The sequence below is a fragment of the Luteibacter sp. genome, from assembly GCF_009912395.1.
In the GTDB taxonomy this organism is placed as follows: Bacteria; Pseudomonadota; Gammaproteobacteria; order Xanthomonadales; family Rhodanobacteraceae; genus Luteibacter.
In genome coordinates, this window is the sequence record NZ_WNDO01000019.1 from 24,420 (window position 1) to 40,734 (window position 16,315).

Consider the following 16,315-nt stretch of genomic DNA (forward strand, 5'->3'; position numbering starts at 1 on the left):
CGGCCCCTGGGGGCCGCGCGTACTCAATGCGTCACGCTCTCCAGCACGGCATCCAGGTCGGCACCGGTCATGGGCTTGCGCACCAGCGCGTCCATGCCCGCGTCCCGGATCGCCGCGGTCTCGTCGCCCTCGGAACGGGCCGTCACGGCCACGATAGGCAGGGCCGACAGATGCTCCAGACGACGCACCATCCGGGCCACCTGGAAACCATCGACCAGCGGCAGGTCGAGGTCGAGCAAAAGCACGTCGAAGCGCGAGCTTGACAGCTCGGTCATCGCGCAAAGCCCATCCCCCACCACGGTGACCTCGTAGCCGCGCTGGCGCAGCAGCCCCAGCATGACGTCGGCGACCATCGGATCGTCCTCGACGACCAGCAGGCGCTGCTCGCGTATAGGCGCCGGATTCGCCGCCAGCAGCGGGGCGAAGTCCGAAGGGCATGCATCCAGCGGAAGACGCACGATAAACGTGCTGCCACGCCCCGGCTCGCTGTCGGCGGTGATACTGCCGCCCATGAGCACGCAGAGTTCGTGGCAGATCGCCAAGCCCAAACCCGAACCCTCGCCACGCTGCGGCGATCCACCTTGCGAGAAACGCGAAAACAGACGGCTGCGTAGTTCGCCGGACATGCCGGGGCCGGTGTCCTTCACCACGAGGACTAGCGACGCGCTCTCCCAGGCGATATGCACCGAGACACCGCCGCGCTCGGTGAACTTCACCGCGTTGTTGACCAGGTTCTGCAGGATCTGGCGTAAGCGCACGGGGTCACCACGGACGGCCTCCGGCACGTCGACATCCACGGCGGCGGACAACGACAACTGCTTGCGGCATGCATTTCCCGAGGCCAGGGCCACCACCTCCTCGGCCAGGGGACGGACCGGCACCGCTTCCGATTCCAGGATCAGCTGACGCGATTCGATACGACTGATATCCAGCGCATCGTTGATAAGGCGCAGCAAGGTGGTCCCCGAGCGCCTGACGGCTTCGACATAGGATCGCTGGACCTCGTCCAGTCGCGTCTGGGCCATCAGTTCGGCCATGCCGAGCACGCCGGTCATGGGCGTACGTATCTCGTGGCCCAGCGTCGCCATGAATTCCGTCTTCGCGGAGTTGGCCTGTTCGGCGAGTTGGCGCTCCTGTTCGGCAAGCTTCAGGCGGACTGTCTGGCTCACGCGGTGCCGGGTGCCATGGATGACCAGGCCCACGATCAGGCACAGCAGCATCGTATAGGCCAGCCACGCCCACCAACGTAGCCAGGGCGGCGCGTCCACATGCAGTTTCAAGGCAACCATGGAGGCGCCTCCGAACCGGTCACGCTCGGCCCCTGAAATAAGCAGTCGATACTGTCCGGGCGACAACGCGTCGAAGCGATAGATGCCGTCCTTGCCCGTAAAGAAACGGGCCGTGCCGTTTTCATGTTCGAGCCGTATTTCCAGGCGATTACGCTCAGGGTCCACGTAGGAGAGCGCACGGGCCTGGATGTCCAGCTCCCTGTCGTTCCAGTCGATGCGCAACACTGCGTCGGTAAGAGGCAACGCATGGCGAACGCCGCCGCGCATCACGCTCGCACCCAGCACCACAATGGATGGGCGATGCGAATGATCGCGCTGTCGATCCGGCCGGAAACCGACGATACCGCCCAGTGTCGCGCCGTACATCGTGCCGTCGGCCAGCTGCACCGTGACGGCGTTGGTGAATTCGCCGCTGGCCAGGCCGTCGGCCAACCCGAATCGACGAAAAACGCCCGGATCGGGATCGAAGCGCCATACCCCCGTCTGGCCGTAAAGCCACAATCGCCCCGCGATATCGCGACGAATGTTCAGGATATCGTGCGAGGGAAATCCTTCCGTGCCGCCAATACTGCGATCCAGCGTCGCGTGGCCATCCGCCCAGGTGTAATGCTCCATCACCTCGGGACGCACCACCCAGAACCCTTCATCTCCCGGCTCGAAGGCATTCACCCGGCCCGGAGCCACGCCTTCGACGGGACGCATCTTTACCGTGACCAGATCCCGCCGCGACAGGCCGGCGACGCTCGCCTGCCAGAGTTCGCCATCGACGACGTCCATCTGGCGTGTGTCCTGCGCATTGCGGCACGGCGCCTCGAAAGGCACCTCGACGGCACTTGCCGCATGGGGATCGACCAGGAACAACCCCTGTCCCATGGCCGCGACGTAGACCTTGCCGTCCGATGCGGCAGCCATGGCAACCACCGGCCGGTGGATCAAGGCCCTGAGCAGGGGGCGTACCCCGCCGGGACCGGCGATGGAAAGGCCTTCCACGGTGCCGATCATGAGATCGCCCGACGCGGTTTCATGCAATGCCTGGATGCGGGAGGGTCCGATGTCGAAGCCCGCCGAGGTCTTGCCGGTCGATGGGTCGAATGCGCGTATCCAGCCACGGTATCCGCCAACCCACAACGAGGATCCATGCCGCGCGGCGACCGCGGTGGCCGCGCGCGCAGGCAGGCTGTCGCTGTCGGTCGCCACATGGGTGAAACGGGTGAAGTCCTCCCAGCCAGGACCGAGATAGGAAAGGCCGGCATCCAGCAGGCCGAACCACAGGCCGTGTTCGTCGTCCTCCATCATGCTGCGGACGCTGCGCCCCGGCAGGCCGCCGGACGCCACCCAGGAGCCCCGGATGATGTTCATCCGGCCATGACGGTCGATCATGCTCAGGCCGTCGATCGTGGCCACCCAGATGTTTCCGTGACTGTCGGCCAGCGAGCCGTAGGTCAGCGTGGCGGGAAACCGGATATCCCGACGCAGGCTGCCATCGATGCCGGCGCGGTAGACGCCCTTGTCCGTGGAGAAGAACAAGTCACCCGGGCGCCCGTCGATATGCATCACCGTCGGCACGGAGTCGTCGGCGAAGTGGGCGCGCACGACGCGGCCTCGTGGATCGATGGCGTCCACGCCCGCGGCCCCGCCGATCCAGAGAAACCCATCGTCGGTGGCGTGCAGCGCATGGATCGATGACGACCGTAGCCCTCCCTGGGTGACACCGTGATGTTCGACGGCCCCATTGGGAAGGATGCGATCCAGCCCTTGGGCCGTGCCGACCCAGATCGCACCGTCGAGCGTCTGCGCGATGGCCCGGACATCGTCGTCCGCCAGCCCCTCTCGCCACTGGATGAATGCGTCACTGGCGGGGTCATAGCGACCCACACCCACGCCGCTGCCACCGATCCAGATGCGATCGTCGTGATCGATCATCATCGTCACGGCCCCGCCGAGCGCCAGCGAATGCTCGGCATCAGCGCCCAGCTTCGGCACGGTGAAATCCACGCCATCGAAACGCACCAGGCCGGCCGTCGTGGCGATCCAGACGAAGCCCTTCGAGTCCTGGGCCACGGCTTGGACGTGGCTTCCCGGCAACCCTTCAAGCAGGCCGTAATTGCGGAACTGCGGCGTGGGTACTGGGGGCAATGGCGGGTTGGCCATAACCCTTGCGGCAAACAATGCCGCGAATGCGAGAATCCATCTCGCCATGAGCGTGTGCTGCATTACGCCTCTTTCCCGTCGATCGACATCATCATCACACGCCGATACGGACGGCCAGAGTCAGGCATCGACGGGCTTGTGCGTAGGCGCAAGCCGACACGCTTGGCCTTAAGATGGCCGACATGTCCCGTCGATTCCGTCTCCTGATCGCCGCCATCGGCATCGCCGCCCTGGCCTGGCTCTTGCTGGCCACGTTGGAGCGCGCGCTTTCGATGGCCCAGCGGTTCATGACGTTGCCTCTCGGCATCCGCTGGCTGATCGGTATGGTGCTGGCGATTATCCTGCTTGGCAGTCTCACGGCGGGGGTTTACTGGCTTCGGCCGAGGAAAGCCCGGCCGCAGGCCAAGGCTCCCAACCGTTCCACGATCGAGGAACGAATCGAAGACCTGCGTGGCCGCGATGTGGATGTTGAGAGCCTTCTCACCGAGCTGAAGGAACTTGATCGACGTCAGATTTCAGGCCGCATCCATATCGCCGTTTTCGGCGAAATCTCCGTCGGCAAGTCGGCGCTCATCGCCGCACTGGTTCCTGGCATCCGCACGGTGAGCGACGCACGCGGCGGCACCACCCGCGACGTCGCCCTCTACGATGGTGAGTCGCCCGATGGACAAGCCTGGACGGTGGCCGACGTGCCCGGCTCGGCCGAAGCCGGCGGCGAGGCGCGCGAGCGCATGGCCCGTGACGAGGCGCTTCGCGCCCATGCCGTCGTCTACGTCTGCGCGGGGGACCTCACCCGCAGCCAGGCCACGGAACTGCACTGGCTGGGGTACTTCGGCAAGCCGCTCGTGGTCGCCGTGAACAAGGCCGACCAATGGACGACGCAGGAGCGTGACGCGATCCTTCTCCGCATCGCACAGCACGCCGATGGTATGCCCGACGCCATCGTGGCCACCCGCGCCGGCGGCGAGGAACGTTTCACCCGCAAGCTGCCCGACGGCACGGTGGAGGACGTACGCCGCCAGCGCAAACCCGACATCGACGACCTGCGCCAGGCGATCGTGCGCCTGGTGGCCCAGGGCGCCGATGGCCTGGAAGCCCAGCGTGCCAACGCCGTGCTGGCGTCCTTGCACGAACGTACCACCGAGAGCGAGGCAGCCTACCGCACCGCCGAAGCCGAGCGGATCGTCACGCGCTATTCGCGTCGGGCCATCGTCGGTGCCATGGCGGCGGTGGCACCGGGCACCGACCTGATCGTCCAGGGCGCCCTCGCGGCCGGCCTGGCTCGCGACCTCGCGACGCTCCATGGCGTCACGGTGGGCGACATCGAGATCGAGGCGCTGCTGCGCGAGGCGCGGATGACAGTGAGGACCGGGACCTCGGTGGTGCTTGCCGTCGCCGGCAATGCGCTCAAGGCCTTCCCCGGCCTGGGCACCCTGGGTGGCGGCGTGCTGCATGCCTTCGCCTATGCCCTCATCTTTGACAGCCTGGGGCATGCCCTGGCCGCCACCCTGGCCGAACGCGGCCACCTTGACGGCAAGGAGGCGGGCGAAAAGTTGCGTTCGCTGCTAGCGGACGGCAGCGCCTCGCGACTTCGCCGACTGACCGATCTCACCCGCGAGGTCTTGCGAGATCGCTGAGGTGAACGATCCGTTCGCCGTGAACGTGCTGACAAGGCATGCCCGGTCGGCGACACTGCCCAGCATCGGTCGCGTCGCGGCCCTTCCCGGAGCAGGCCCTCCCCGCATGCGTTACGCGCGATACCTCCTCCCCGCCCTGCTGGCGACGCTGCCCTGCGCTGCCTTCGCGGAGGCACAGACCTATCGCTTCGACCCGGTCCACAGCCAGGTCGTCTTCAACGTGGACCACAACGGCTACTCGCGTTCGTTCGGTCGCCTCCGCGTGAAGGAAGGCACGATCCGCTTCGATCCGGACAACTGGGCCGCGTCCTCCGTGGACGCCACCATCGACCTGTCCTCCGTGGACATGGGTGATGCCTCCTGGGACAAGGCGGTGCGCGGAAGCAGCCTGCTCGACGCCAGTCGCTCGCCCACCGCGCGCTTCGTCAGTGATTCCGTGGAGAAAAGCGGCGACAGCGAAGGTATCGCCCACGGCAAGCTCACCCTGCGCGGCGTCACCGTGCCCCTCGACATCCCGTTCTGGGTGAACCGCATCGGCCGCACGATCTACGGCCTGCATACCGTCGCGGGCTTCTCGGGCCGGGTAACCCTGGACCGCAAGGCCTATGGCATGACCTCCAACCTCAACTCGATCGGCACCGACGTCACCGTGTGGCTCGAAATCGAAGCCATCCGCGGCGGCGAAACCCGCTCCACCTCCGACAAGGAAACCTCCGATGCCCCTGCGCAGTGACCACCACCGCTGGAGCACCGTCGCCAAGACCTTCCACTGGGTCATGGCGCTGCTCATCCTCGGCAACGGCGCCTTCGCCTTCTGGATGGACGGCCTCAAGCCGTCGATGCGGAAGATCAACATGTTCGCCCTGCACAAGTCGATCGGCCTGACGGTGCTTGCGCTGTTCCTGTTGCGCCTGCTGTGGCGCAGCGTGGATCGCCGTCCGCCCGACGAACCCGCACCGCACTGGCAGAAGGTCGTCGCGCACATCGTGCACGGCGTGCTCTACCTGCTGATCGTCGCCATACCCCTGTCGGGCTGGGCGTTCAACTCCGCGCACGGTTTTCCGCTGCAGTATTTCAAGCAGTTCAACCTGCCCGCGCTGGTGGAGAAAAACGACGAGCTGTCGCAGGTGCTCGGCACCGCGCACGTCTACCTGTTTTGGTTCCTCCTGCTCGTCGTGGCCGCCCATGCCGGTGGTGCGCTGAAGCACCACTTCATCGATCGTGACGATACCCTTCGTCGCATGCTGCCCTTCGGCCGCGCCCGCCGTAACGCCCCCACCCCTCCCGGAGATACGCCATGAACCCGTCCATTCGCCGCTTCACCGCGCTCGCTCTTGCACTGGCGTTGCCGCTCGCCGCCTCCGCCGCGGACTACAAGCTCGGCACCGGCAGCGTGCTCGGCTTCAGCAGCAAGTTCCAGGGCCAGCAGTTCGACGGTTCGTTCGGCAAGTTCAATGCCGCCATCAGCTATGACGCCGCCAACCTCGCCGCATCGAAGTTCGACGTGACCGTGGATGTCGCCACGGCCAAGACCGGCGACAACGATCGTGACGGTGCGCTGCCTGGTCCGGATTTCTTCGATGCCAAGAAGTTCGCCACGGCCCATTACGTCACCACGGGCTTCAGCAAGGATGCCAAGGGCAACGTCGTCGCCAACGGCAACCTCACCCTGCACGGCGTGACCAAGCCGGTGCAGCTGAAGGTGGTATTCACGCCCGGCAATGGCAGCGCGAAGCTCGCCGTCTCCGGTACCGTGAAGCGCCTGGACTTCGGCGTCGGCAGCGGCGACTACAAGGACACCTCGGTGATTCCGAACGAGGTGGAAGTCAACGGCAACCTGAACCTCCTGCCGAAGTAAGCGACGGCATGGCGGGATTCCGCGACAGGCTGCGCGGCCTCACCGATCGTTTCCGTCGTCCGTCGCCTGAGAAGGCGACGGACGAGCGCGGCGGCGCGGTCGCCGCCAGCCTGCGTGGCCTGCTCGACGATCCCTCCATTCCCGCGGACGTCCGCGCGTCAATGGCGGGTGACTTCCAACGGGTCGAGCACATGCTCGACCGGCTGGAGAACGAAGAACTCCATGTGGCCGTGTTCGGCCGTGTATCCGCCGGCAAGTCGGCGCTGGGTAACGCGCTACTGGGACGCGACGCATTCACGGTCGGCGTGCTCCATGGCACCACCACCGAAGCCGACACGGCGCGCCTGGACGAAGCCAGCAATGCGGGCCTCGTGCTTATCGATACGCCCGGCATCAACGAACTGGGCGGTGAGGATCGCGAGAAACTCGCCTTCGAAGTGGCCGAGGTCAGCGACCTCATCGTCTTTGTCGCCGACGGTGATCTCACGCGTGAAGAACGCGACGCGCTGCGCACGCTCGCCACCACGCGACGCCCGCTGCTCCTCGTGCTCAACAAGGCTGACCGCTATTCGGACGATGAACGCGACGGTCTGGTCGAACGCCTGCGCGAACACGCGGAGGGCCTGGTACGTCGCGAAGACGTCATGGCGGTGGCCGCACGCCCCGCCGCGCGCGGTGTCGTTGAAGTGGACGTCCACGGCAACGAACGGCGTATGTCGGAAACCCCTCCCCCGGATGTCTGCGCGCTTCGGACACGACTTCTCGCCATCGCCGAACGCGAGGGCAAGACACTCTCCGCGATCAACGCGGGGCTTTTCGCCGGCCGCCTGACCGACCAGGTCACGGCACGCATCGCCGCCACCCGTCGCGATGTCGCCAGCGGCGTCATACGACAGTACTGCATCGCCAAGGCCGTGGCCGTGGCGCTCAATCCCGTACCGGTCGCCGACCTGCTGCTCGCCGGTGGCCTCGATGCGGCCATGGTGGTGCAGCTGAGCCGCGTCTACGGCTTGCCGCTCACCCGAAGCGAATCCGGCCGCCTCGTCGCCGTGATCAGCACGCAGCTCGCCGCGCTGATGGGCGCGGTCTGGGGCGTGCAGCTGGTGGCGTCGGCGCTGAAGGGCCTGAGCGGCGGCCTGTCGGTGGTCGTCACCGCTGCCGCGCAGGGTGCGCTGGGCTGGTACGCCACCGTCGTCATCGGTCGGGTGGCGGAGCATTACCTCGTCACGGGCAAATCCTGGGGCGAACAGGGCGCCAAGCGTGCCGTCGCCGACATCGTTGCCAGCCTCGACCGAGATTCAATCCTGCGCGAGGCGCGCGAGGAAATTCTGAAGCGCCTGAGGAAATGACCTTTCCATGGCACGCGAACGCCTTCATCTGTAGGAGCGCGCTTGCGCGCGATGGGGGTGCCGCGAGCACCCGTCGCGCGCACGCGCGCTCCTACAGGAGCAGTTCCCTTAGCGATCCCACATCGAAGGGCCAATCCAGCTCGACGCCGTCGCTGCGCTGCAACACGGGGACACGCGCACCGTAGCGCGCCTCCAGCGCCTCGTCGTCATCGATGAACACCGATGAAAAGTCGGGAAAATGTGCCGCCGCCAGCACATCCAGGGCCTGGTCGCAGAGGTGGCAGTCGTCGCGCTGGAACAAGGTGAAGTTGGACATGCGCAGGCGTATGGGGTTGGCGAGAGGCAAGGCGTAGAACAGCCGGCTATTCCCCGTAGCCAACATCCCCGCAGCCATGGCAGTCAGCGTCTTCGACCTCTTCAAGATCGGTATCGGTCCTTCCTCGTCGCACACCGTCGGCCCGATGCGCGCCGGTGCGCGTTTCGCCGAACACTGGCTGGAGGAAAAAGGCGTACTCGGCCGCGTGACCCGCGTACGCTGCGAACTATTCGGTTCGCTGGCGATGACCGGACGCGGCCACGGCACCGACAAGGCCGTGCTGCTCGGCTTCGAAGGCGAGTGGCCCGACAAGGTCGATCCGGACACCATCCCCGGCACGCTGGAACGCATCCGCACCAGCAAGCGCATCCGCATCCTCGGCCGCCACGAGATCGATTTCGACGAAAAGGCCGACCTCGTTTTCAACAAGCGCCAGAAACTACCGTTCCACACCAACGGCATGCGTTTCTCCGCCTACGACGCCGAAGGCAACGAACTGGCCACGCGCGATTATTACTCCGTCGGCGGCGGTTTCGTGGTGAACCCCGATGAAGCGGCCGAAGACCGCATCGTCGCCGACACCAGCGAACAGCCCTACCCGTTCTCCACGGGCGACCAGCTGCTGGCGCTGTGCAAGGAGCACAACCTCACCATCGCCCAGCTGATGATGCGCAACGAAGGCATCTGGCGCCCAGAAGAAGAAACCCGCGCGGGCCTGCTGAAGATCTGGAAAGCCATGCAGGACTGCGTCTCACGCGGTCTGCGCTCGCCCGGCGTGCTGCCCGGCGGCCTGAAGGTCAACCGCCGTGCCCCGGCCATGGCCGCCGAGTTGCGCTCGCAGCCCGAAGCCGCGCTGCGCGACCCGCTCACCATCCTCGACTGGGTCAACCTCTACGCCCTGGCGGTGAACGAGGAAAACGCGGCGGGTGGCAGCGTCGTGACGGCGCCCACCAACGGCGCCGCCGGCATCGTTCCCGCCGTGCTGCACTACTACAAGCATTTCTGCCCGGGTTCGTCCGAGAACGGCGTGATCGAATTCCTGCTCACGGCCGGCGCCATCGGCATTCTCTACAAGGAAAACGCCTCCATCTCGGGCGCCGAAGTCGGCTGCCAGGGCGAGGTCGGCGTCGCCTGCTCCATGGCCGCCGGCGGCCTCGCCGCCGCGCTGGGTGGCAGCGTCACCCAGGTGGAAAACGCCGCCGAGATCGGCATGGAACACAATCTCGGCCTCACCTGCGACCCGATCGGCGGTCTCGTGCAGATCCCCTGCATCGAGCGCAACGCCATGGGCTCCGTGAAAGCCATCAACGCCAGCCGCATGGCCCTGAAGAGCGACGGCAAGCACCACGTTTCGCTGGACAAGGTCATCGCCACCATGCGCGCCACGGGGCGCGACATGAAGGATAAGTACAAGGAAACCTCGCGCGGCGGCCTGGCCGTCAACGTGATCGAGTGCTGAGCGCGTGACACGTCACGTGTGAAAAGTGGGCTGCGGCCACGCCACGCCTCGCTCTTCACGCGAGATCATCAACGCCCCGGACACAGCCGGGGCAGTCGATCCACCGTTTCCACCCTCACCGGCTCGTCCTGACCCCACCAGTTGGCGACGGCGGTGTAGCAAATTCTCAGCTTGCCCTGGTAGGTGTCGAAGCGCTGTTTGCTGGTATAGGCAAAGCACGAGACCGAGGCCAGATGCCCCAGTTCGCGCATGGTTATGGCGCACCGCCGCACGGATTCCACCGGGTCTTCACCCGGGTGCAGCGTGAAGTAGAAACCCTTTGCGGTACGGTCATACGACTCGGAATCGACCGAGCGGCCTTTGTCGCTCCATTGCTCATCGGCTGCGGCACTGCCGCAAACCAAAATGGCAATGAGCAACACGCCACCGACGACCCTCTTTGAACGCATCCGAACCCCTTTAGCCCTACCGCGTCAGCCAGTGTATATCGTGGCGGCGTCCGTTTGCGTAGGGGGTGGACGGCTGACAGGCGAGCCCCGGGCTGTCATTATCCGGCCCTTGTGCCGCCCTGGGCCGGGTATCCCTGGCCCGTCCGACCGGAGTATCCATGTCCCACCACCATATCCGCCGCGACGTCGGCCCCTTCGCCCTGATGCTGACCGGCCTCGGCTCGATCATCGGCTCGGGCTGGCTGTTCGGCGCGTGGCATGCCGCCCAGCTCGCGGGCCCCGGCGCGATCTACGCCTGGATCATCGGCGCCGTCATCATCCTGTTCATCGCCCTCAGCTACGCCGAACTGGGCGCGATGTTCTCCGAGTCCGGCGGCATGGTCCGCTACGGCCACTACTCGCACGGCTCCCTGGTCGGCTTTATCGCCGGCTGGGCCAACTGGATCGCCATCGTCTCGGTGATTCCGGTCGAAGCCGAGGCCTCCGTGCAGTACATGGCCTCCTGGCCCTGGGAATGGGCGGCCTGGACGAAGGAGCTCTACGTCGTCACCAACGGCCACGGCGAACTTACCCCGCCCGGCCTCGCCATCGCGGTGGTGCTGGTGTTCGTGTACTTCTTCCTCAATTTCTGGAGCGTGAAGCTGTTCGCCAAGAGCAACACGGCGATCACCATCTTCAAGCTCGTGGTGCCGGCGGCTACCGCCATCGCCCTGATCTCGACCAGCTTCCATCCCGAGAACTTCCACATCGGTGCCCAGGGCGGCACGCACGCAGTGGATATCTCATCGATCCTCACAGCGGTGGCCATCTCCGGCATCGTCTTCAGCTTCAATGGCTTCCAGAGTCCGGTGAATCTTGCCGGCGAAGCGCGCAACCCGGGACGCAGCGTTCCTTTCGCGGTGATAGGTTCCATCCTGCTCGCCGCCGTGGTCTACGTGCTACTGCAGATCGCCTTCATCGGCTCCGTGCCGCCCGACCAGCTTGGCCAGGGTTGGGCAGGTCTACAGTACGCATCGCCATTCGCGCAGCTCGCCACCGCACTGATGATCAACTGGCTCGCGATCCTGCTCTACGCCGACGCCTTCGTCAGCCCGAGCGGCACCGGTGCCACCTACACGGCCACCACCGCGCGCATGATCTACGCGATGGAGCGCAACGGTCACCTGCCGAAGATCTTCGGCCACATCCACCCGCGCTTCGGTATCCCGCGCCCGGCGATGTGGCTCAACCTGGCGGTCAGCTTCGTCTTCCTGTTCTGCTTCCGCGGCTGGGGCACCCTCGCGGCAGTGATTTCCGTCTCGACGATCATCTCGTACCTGACCGGTCCGATCAGCGTGATGACGCTACGTCGCACCGCGCCGGAACTGAAGCGCCCGCTGCGCATCCCGGGCCTGCCGGTGCTCGCCGCCCTCGCCTTCATCTTCGCCACGGAACTGCTCTACTGGGCCAAGTGGCCGCTGACCGGCGAGATCATCCTGCTGATGGTCGTGGCGCTGCCGATCTACTTCTACTACACCGCCAAGAGTGGCTTCGAGGACTTCGGCCGTCACCTCAAGGGCGCGCTGTGGATGATCGTCTACCTGCCGGTCATCGCCTTCGTCTCCTGGGCGGGCAGCAAGACCTTCGGCGGTCACGACTACATCCCCTACGGCTACGACCTGGCCCTGATCGCCGTGATCGGCGCGGTGTTCTATTTCTGGGGCATCCGCACGGGTTGGCGCACGCCGATGGTCGAGGCCGCGCGCTTCCACCACGATGAAGACCACGACGGCCCGGACCTCCCGCCCAGCGCGGACGAGGCCGAGAAAGTCACCGGCCACCGGTAATAAAAAAGCCGCTCCTCGGAGCGGCTTTTTTTATGGGTAAAGCCGATGCGGCGCCCTAGCCATACTGGCCAACCGAGGCGCTGGGTTCCTGTTTTCACAGGAACGACGGGCTCGCGATCCGTCGTTCCAGCGAACGCTGGAACCCAGCGCGAGGCGATCAGTTATCGCCTCGCGGCCTCCTACGTAAAGCCGATGCAGCGCCCTCGCCCTACTCGCGAACCGAGGCGCTGGGTTCCTGTTTTCACAGGAACGACGAGCTCGCAAACCGTCGTTCCAGCGAACGCTGGAACCCAGCGCGGGGCAATCGGTTATCGCGTCGCGGTCTCCTACGCAAAACCAATGCGACGCCCTCGCCGTCCTGGCAAACCGGGGCGCTGGGTTCCTGTTTTCACAGGAACGACGAGAATCCGCAGCGATTCGTCAGATCGACAGCACGTCGCCCAGCAGAGCCTGGGCCGTAATCTCCGGGCCTGCGCCAGGTCCCTGGATGACCAGCGGCGTCGCGTGGTAACGGGTGGTGGTCAGCGCGAACTGGTTATCGGTGCCCGACAAGCGGGCCGCCGGGTGCGATGCCTCGACCTCCACCAGACCCACGCGAGCCCGCCCACGCTGGTTCAGACGGGCGAGGTAGCGCAACACCTTGCCCTTGGCCTTCGCATCGTCGTGGCGCGCCCGCAGCGGCGCGTCCAGTTCCTTGGCGCGTTCCAGGAAGGCCTTCGTGTCGACGCCACGCAATGCCTCGGGAACGAGGCTCTCGATCTCCACCTCGTCGCTGCCCAGCGAGAACCCCGCATTGCGCGCGATGATCAGCAGCTTGCGCGCGACATCCTCTCCCGACAGGTCCGAACGCGGATCGGGCTCCGTGAAGCCCAGACGCCGCGCATCGACCAACAGTTCGGAGAACGGACGAGAGCCATCGTACTGGTTGAACAACCAAGACAGCGAACCGGAGAACACACCTTCGAGGGTCAACAGGCTGTCACCGCATCGACGAAGACGACGCAGCGTGGACAGCACAGGCAAGCCCGCGCCAACGGTCGCCGCATCGCCATAGACGGCCCCGCTGGCCGATGCCGACTGCAGGGCACGCCAGCCGGACAAATGGCCACCGGCCAGCGCCTTGTTGGCCGTGACGACGTGATAGCCGGCCGCCAGCCACTCGGCATGTCGACTGGCCTCGATGGCACACGCCGTCGCGTCGATCACGACTTTGCGCGTGGCGCCGCTGCGATCGAGTTCCGCAAGCAGGGCCGCATTGTCGCGTCCGTCGCGATGGCCGGCGAGGCGCTGTGCCACCTCGGCCGGCGACACCCCCTCCGAAGACGCATGCTGACGCTTCGAATTGGCGGCACCTACCAGCCGGATGTCACGTGCGGCGCCACTTGCAAGCAACGTGAGCAACGCACGCCCCACCACGCCGGTGCCCAGGAGCACGGCCGCGGTATGCGGCGTCGCCGGGGCGACGGGAACGGCGACGACCGCGCTCATGCACCGACTTTCCGTTTGGTACCCGCCTTGGCGACCGCGGCGGCACGCTCCAGCGCGGCACCGATATCCTCCAGCAGGTCGTCGCCATCCTCGATACCGACCGACAGACGGAGCAGGCTGTCCGAAATGCCGGCGACGCGACGTGCCTCCGGCGCCATGGACGCGTGGGTCATCGTCGCCGGATGGGCGACCAGGCTCTCCACGCCTCCGAGCGATTCGGCCAGCGAGAAGTAACGCAAGCCGTCGACAAAGGCTTCGATCGCATCGGTACCGCCTGCGATCTCGAAGCTGAGCATTGCACCGAACCCCTTCTGCTGGCGTTGGGCCAGGGCATGACCCGGATGGGCAGCCAGACCCGGATAGTAGATCCGGCTGACGGCATCGTGGCTTTCAAGACGCTCCGCGATACGCCGCGCGTTTTCCTCGTGCGCACGCAGTCGTACCGCCAGCGTGCGAACGCCGCGCAAGGTGAGGAAGCTGTCGAACGGCGAACCGGTCTGGCCATTACAGTTGCCCCACCACTTCAGCTGTTCGGCTACCGCCGCGTCGGCGGCGATCACCGCGCCACCGACCACATCGCTGTGGCCGTTGATGTACTTGGTGGTGGAATGCACGACCACGTCCGCGCCGAGCGTGAGCGGCTGCTGCAACGCGGGCGACAGGAAGGTGTTGTCGACCACGACGAGCGCGCCGACCGAGTGCGCGGCCTGCGCGACGTGACGCACGTCGGTGATGCGCAACAGCGGATTGGAGGGTGTTTCCACCCAGACCAACGCCGGCTTCGCGGCAAGCCCATTGGCGAGCGCGGTTGGATCGGTGAAATCGACGAAACGAAGCTGGAAGCGACCCTTCTTGGCCCACGCATCGAGCAGGCGCCAGGTGCCGCCGTAGCAATCGTGCGCCGCGAGGATCAAGGCACCGGCCGGCACGAGTTCGAGTGCCAGCGCGACGGCGGACATGCCGGTGTTGGTGATGACGGCACCCGCGCCCTCTTCGAGCTCGGTAAGCGCTTCGGCAAGCAGGTCACGAGTGGGGTTGCCGCTACGCGAGTAATCGTAGGCGCGCTTGCGACCGAAACCCTCGAACGCGTAATTGGTGGACAGATGCAGCGGCGGGACGACGGCGCCATGCTGGGTATCGGATTCGATGCCCGCGCGCACGGCACGGGTACAAAGACGGGAATCGGTCATGGCTTAACAGTCTCCGCGACAGTCGTTGATGGCGTGACGCAGCACGGGAGCGAGCTGCGCGGTCTCTTTCAGGAAGGCGTCGTGGCCATAGGGCGAATCCACGACTTCGAGGGTGGCGGTGCCTCCAAGCCGACGCTGCAATTCGCAGAGGTCGGCCAGCGGCACCAGGCGATCGGAAGGGAAGCCCACCAGCGTCGTCGTGGCGGTGACGCGCTCGGGTGAGACATCGTGAAGATCGATCGACTCCGACAGGGCGAGAAAACGCTGCGCGTCGAAACGTTCGACAAAGCGACGGCCCGCATGCTCCAGGTAGTCTTCGACGGGAAAATGGAAGCGGCCTTCGCGCAACTCGGGACCTGCGGCGAAGCGGCGCGAGAATTCCTCGCTGCCACGATACGTGGTCATGGCAAGCTGGCGTGCAAGCGCGAGAGCTTCATCGGTGCGACCCGAATCGATGCCCATTCGCACGATGCTGCGCTGGATGGAACGTTGCGCGGTGGCGAGCGGATGCGGGCGATGCGCGCCGGCAAGCAATACGAGCGACTTCAGCTTGTCGGCGTGATTCGCGGCAAAGGCCAGGCCGGTCATCGCACCGTAGGACGAACCGACGAAGGCATGCACGCGGCCGATGCCGAGTTCGTCGACCAACGCCGCCAGTGCTGCGGCCTGGTCTTCGCTGGACACGGAAGCCACGTCGCCCAGATCGGACGGCACGAGCCAGTTGATCGACAGCACACGGCAATGCGCGAGATCGATCGCCGCACCTTCGGCCACCAGTTCCTGCCACCAGCCCGCGCGACGATCGCGACCGGCGCAGACATCGCGGTCGGCGGAAATGCCACCCTGCACGATCACCGTGGGCGCGTTGGGCGCGCCGCACCACAGGTAACGAACGTCCACGGACACGGCATCGCTACCGTACTTCGGAACGAAGGATACGCGGCGCGTGCCACGCTGCTCGGTGAGGTCGGCCGCGCAACGCGGTGCCGCGACGACGGTCGCTTCGGAGAGAGGGATCACGGTGACGGGCTCGGCTGACATGTCATGCGGTTCCTGCGAAAAGGGTCGAGCCCTGCGAGGAACCGGCATACGGACTGTCAGCGCGGCGGGTACGCGAATGCGCGCCCGTAACGGACATCCCATCTATCGGCTGACGTGAAGGACACGCCCCGCAGGAGTTGGCACCGTTGCGGATATCCGCAGGTTGCCCCGGCTTCAAAGGGCCTGTCCCTCAGCCGGTCTCGATGAGTGCGATCGACGATACGCCCGGATCGCATGCATGTCAACAGACGTTTAGACGTCT

At 65.9% G+C, this 16,315-nt stretch carries 13 protein-coding genes and 1 riboswitch; of the genes, 7 read left to right on the forward strand and 6 right to left on the reverse strand.

The features are described from left to right. Positions 1-23: 23 nt before the first annotated feature. Positions 24-3,503 carry an ATP-binding protein gene (locus GAK28_RS16640; RefSeq protein WP_291781654.1) on the reverse strand — a complete coding sequence of 1,160 codons (3,480 nt, stop codon included), beginning with the start codon at positions 3,501-3,503 and terminating at the stop codon, positions 24-26. Positions 3,504-3,622: 119 nt separating this feature from the next. Here GAK28_RS16640 and GAK28_RS16645 point away from each other — a divergent pair, with 119 nt between their 5' ends. Genes GAK28_RS16645 through GAK28_RS16665 form a run of 5 tightly spaced genes read left to right on the forward strand, consistent with a single transcriptional unit; the run spans position 3,623 to position 8,284 of the window. After that, positions 3,623-5,077 (forward strand): GTPase, encoded by a 1,455-nt coding sequence (locus GAK28_RS16645; RefSeq protein ID WP_291781657.1) that lies wholly within the window; start codon positions 3,623-3,625, stop codon positions 5,075-5,077. A 1-nt stretch (position 5,078) separates the two neighbouring features. Further along, positions 5,079-5,810, forward strand: a complete 732-nt coding sequence (locus GAK28_RS16650; RefSeq protein ID WP_291781660.1) for a YceI family protein — start codon at positions 5,079-5,081, stop codon at positions 5,808-5,810. Next, positions 5,794-6,378 carry a cytochrome b gene (locus GAK28_RS16655; RefSeq protein WP_291781663.1) on the forward strand — a complete coding sequence of 195 codons (585 nt, stop codon included), beginning with the start codon at positions 5,794-5,796 and terminating at the stop codon, positions 6,376-6,378. Before GAK28_RS16650 ends, GAK28_RS16655 begins: the two co-directional genes overlap by 17 nt. Beyond that, positions 6,375-6,935 (forward strand): YceI family protein, encoded by a 561-nt coding sequence (locus GAK28_RS16660; protein ID WP_291781666.1) that lies wholly within the window; start codon positions 6,375-6,377, stop codon positions 6,933-6,935. The genes GAK28_RS16655 and GAK28_RS16660 overlap by 4 nt, the downstream gene beginning before the upstream one ends. An 8-nt stretch (positions 6,936-6,943) precedes the next feature. Beyond that, on the forward strand, positions 6,944-8,284 hold the full coding sequence (locus tag GAK28_RS16665; RefSeq protein WP_291781668.1) for a GTP-binding protein: 1,341 nt from the start codon (positions 6,944-6,946) through the stop codon (positions 8,282-8,284). A gap of 91 nt (positions 8,285-8,375) precedes the next feature. Here GAK28_RS16665 and GAK28_RS16670 read toward each other — a convergent pair whose 3' ends face one another. Continuing rightward, on the reverse strand, positions 8,376-8,600 hold the full coding sequence (locus GAK28_RS16670; RefSeq protein WP_291781788.1) for a glutaredoxin family protein: 225 nt from the start codon (positions 8,598-8,600) through the stop codon (positions 8,376-8,378). A 76-nt stretch (positions 8,601-8,676) separates the two neighbouring features. Here GAK28_RS16670 and GAK28_RS16675 point away from each other — a divergent pair, with 76 nt between their 5' ends. Continuing rightward, on the forward strand, positions 8,677-10,059 hold the full coding sequence (locus GAK28_RS16675; protein WP_291781671.1) for an L-serine ammonia-lyase: 1,383 nt from the start codon (positions 8,677-8,679) through the stop codon (positions 10,057-10,059). A 68-nt stretch (positions 10,060-10,127) separates the two neighbouring features. Here GAK28_RS16675 and GAK28_RS16680 read toward each other — a convergent pair whose 3' ends face one another. Then, positions 10,128-10,508 (reverse strand): hypothetical protein, encoded by a 381-nt coding sequence (locus GAK28_RS16680; protein ID WP_291781674.1) that lies wholly within the window; start codon positions 10,506-10,508, stop codon positions 10,128-10,130. A 158-nt stretch (positions 10,509-10,666) separates the two neighbouring features. Between GAK28_RS16680 and GAK28_RS16685 the strand changes: the two genes are divergently transcribed. Continuing rightward, complete coding sequence (locus tag GAK28_RS16685; protein ID WP_291781677.1) at positions 10,667-12,334, forward strand: APC family permease; 1,668 nt, start codon at positions 10,667-10,669, stop codon at positions 12,332-12,334. A 420-nt stretch (positions 12,335-12,754) separates the two neighbouring features. Here GAK28_RS16685 and GAK28_RS16690 read toward each other — a convergent pair whose 3' ends face one another. Genes GAK28_RS16690 through GAK28_RS16700 form a run of 3 tightly spaced genes read right to left on the reverse strand, consistent with a single transcriptional unit; the run spans position 12,755 to position 16,053 of the window. Beyond that, complete coding sequence (locus tag GAK28_RS16690; protein WP_291781680.1) at positions 12,755-13,822, reverse strand: homoserine dehydrogenase; 1,068 nt, start codon at positions 13,820-13,822, stop codon at positions 12,755-12,757. After that, on the reverse strand, positions 13,819-15,012 hold the full coding sequence (metB, locus tag GAK28_RS16695) for a cystathionine gamma-synthase (RefSeq protein WP_291781684.1): 1,194 nt from the start codon (positions 15,010-15,012) through the stop codon (positions 13,819-13,821). The genes GAK28_RS16690 and metB overlap by 4 nt, the downstream gene beginning before the upstream one ends. Positions 15,013-15,015: 3 nt before the next feature. Beyond that, positions 15,016-16,053 (reverse strand): homoserine O-succinyltransferase, encoded by a 1,038-nt coding sequence (locus GAK28_RS16700; RefSeq protein ID WP_291781687.1) that lies wholly within the window; start codon positions 16,051-16,053, stop codon positions 15,016-15,018. Between the two features lie 95 nt (positions 16,054-16,148). After that, a riboswitch (SAM riboswitch) is annotated at positions 16,149-16,263 on the reverse strand. Between the last annotated feature and the right edge of the window lie 52 nt (positions 16,264-16,315).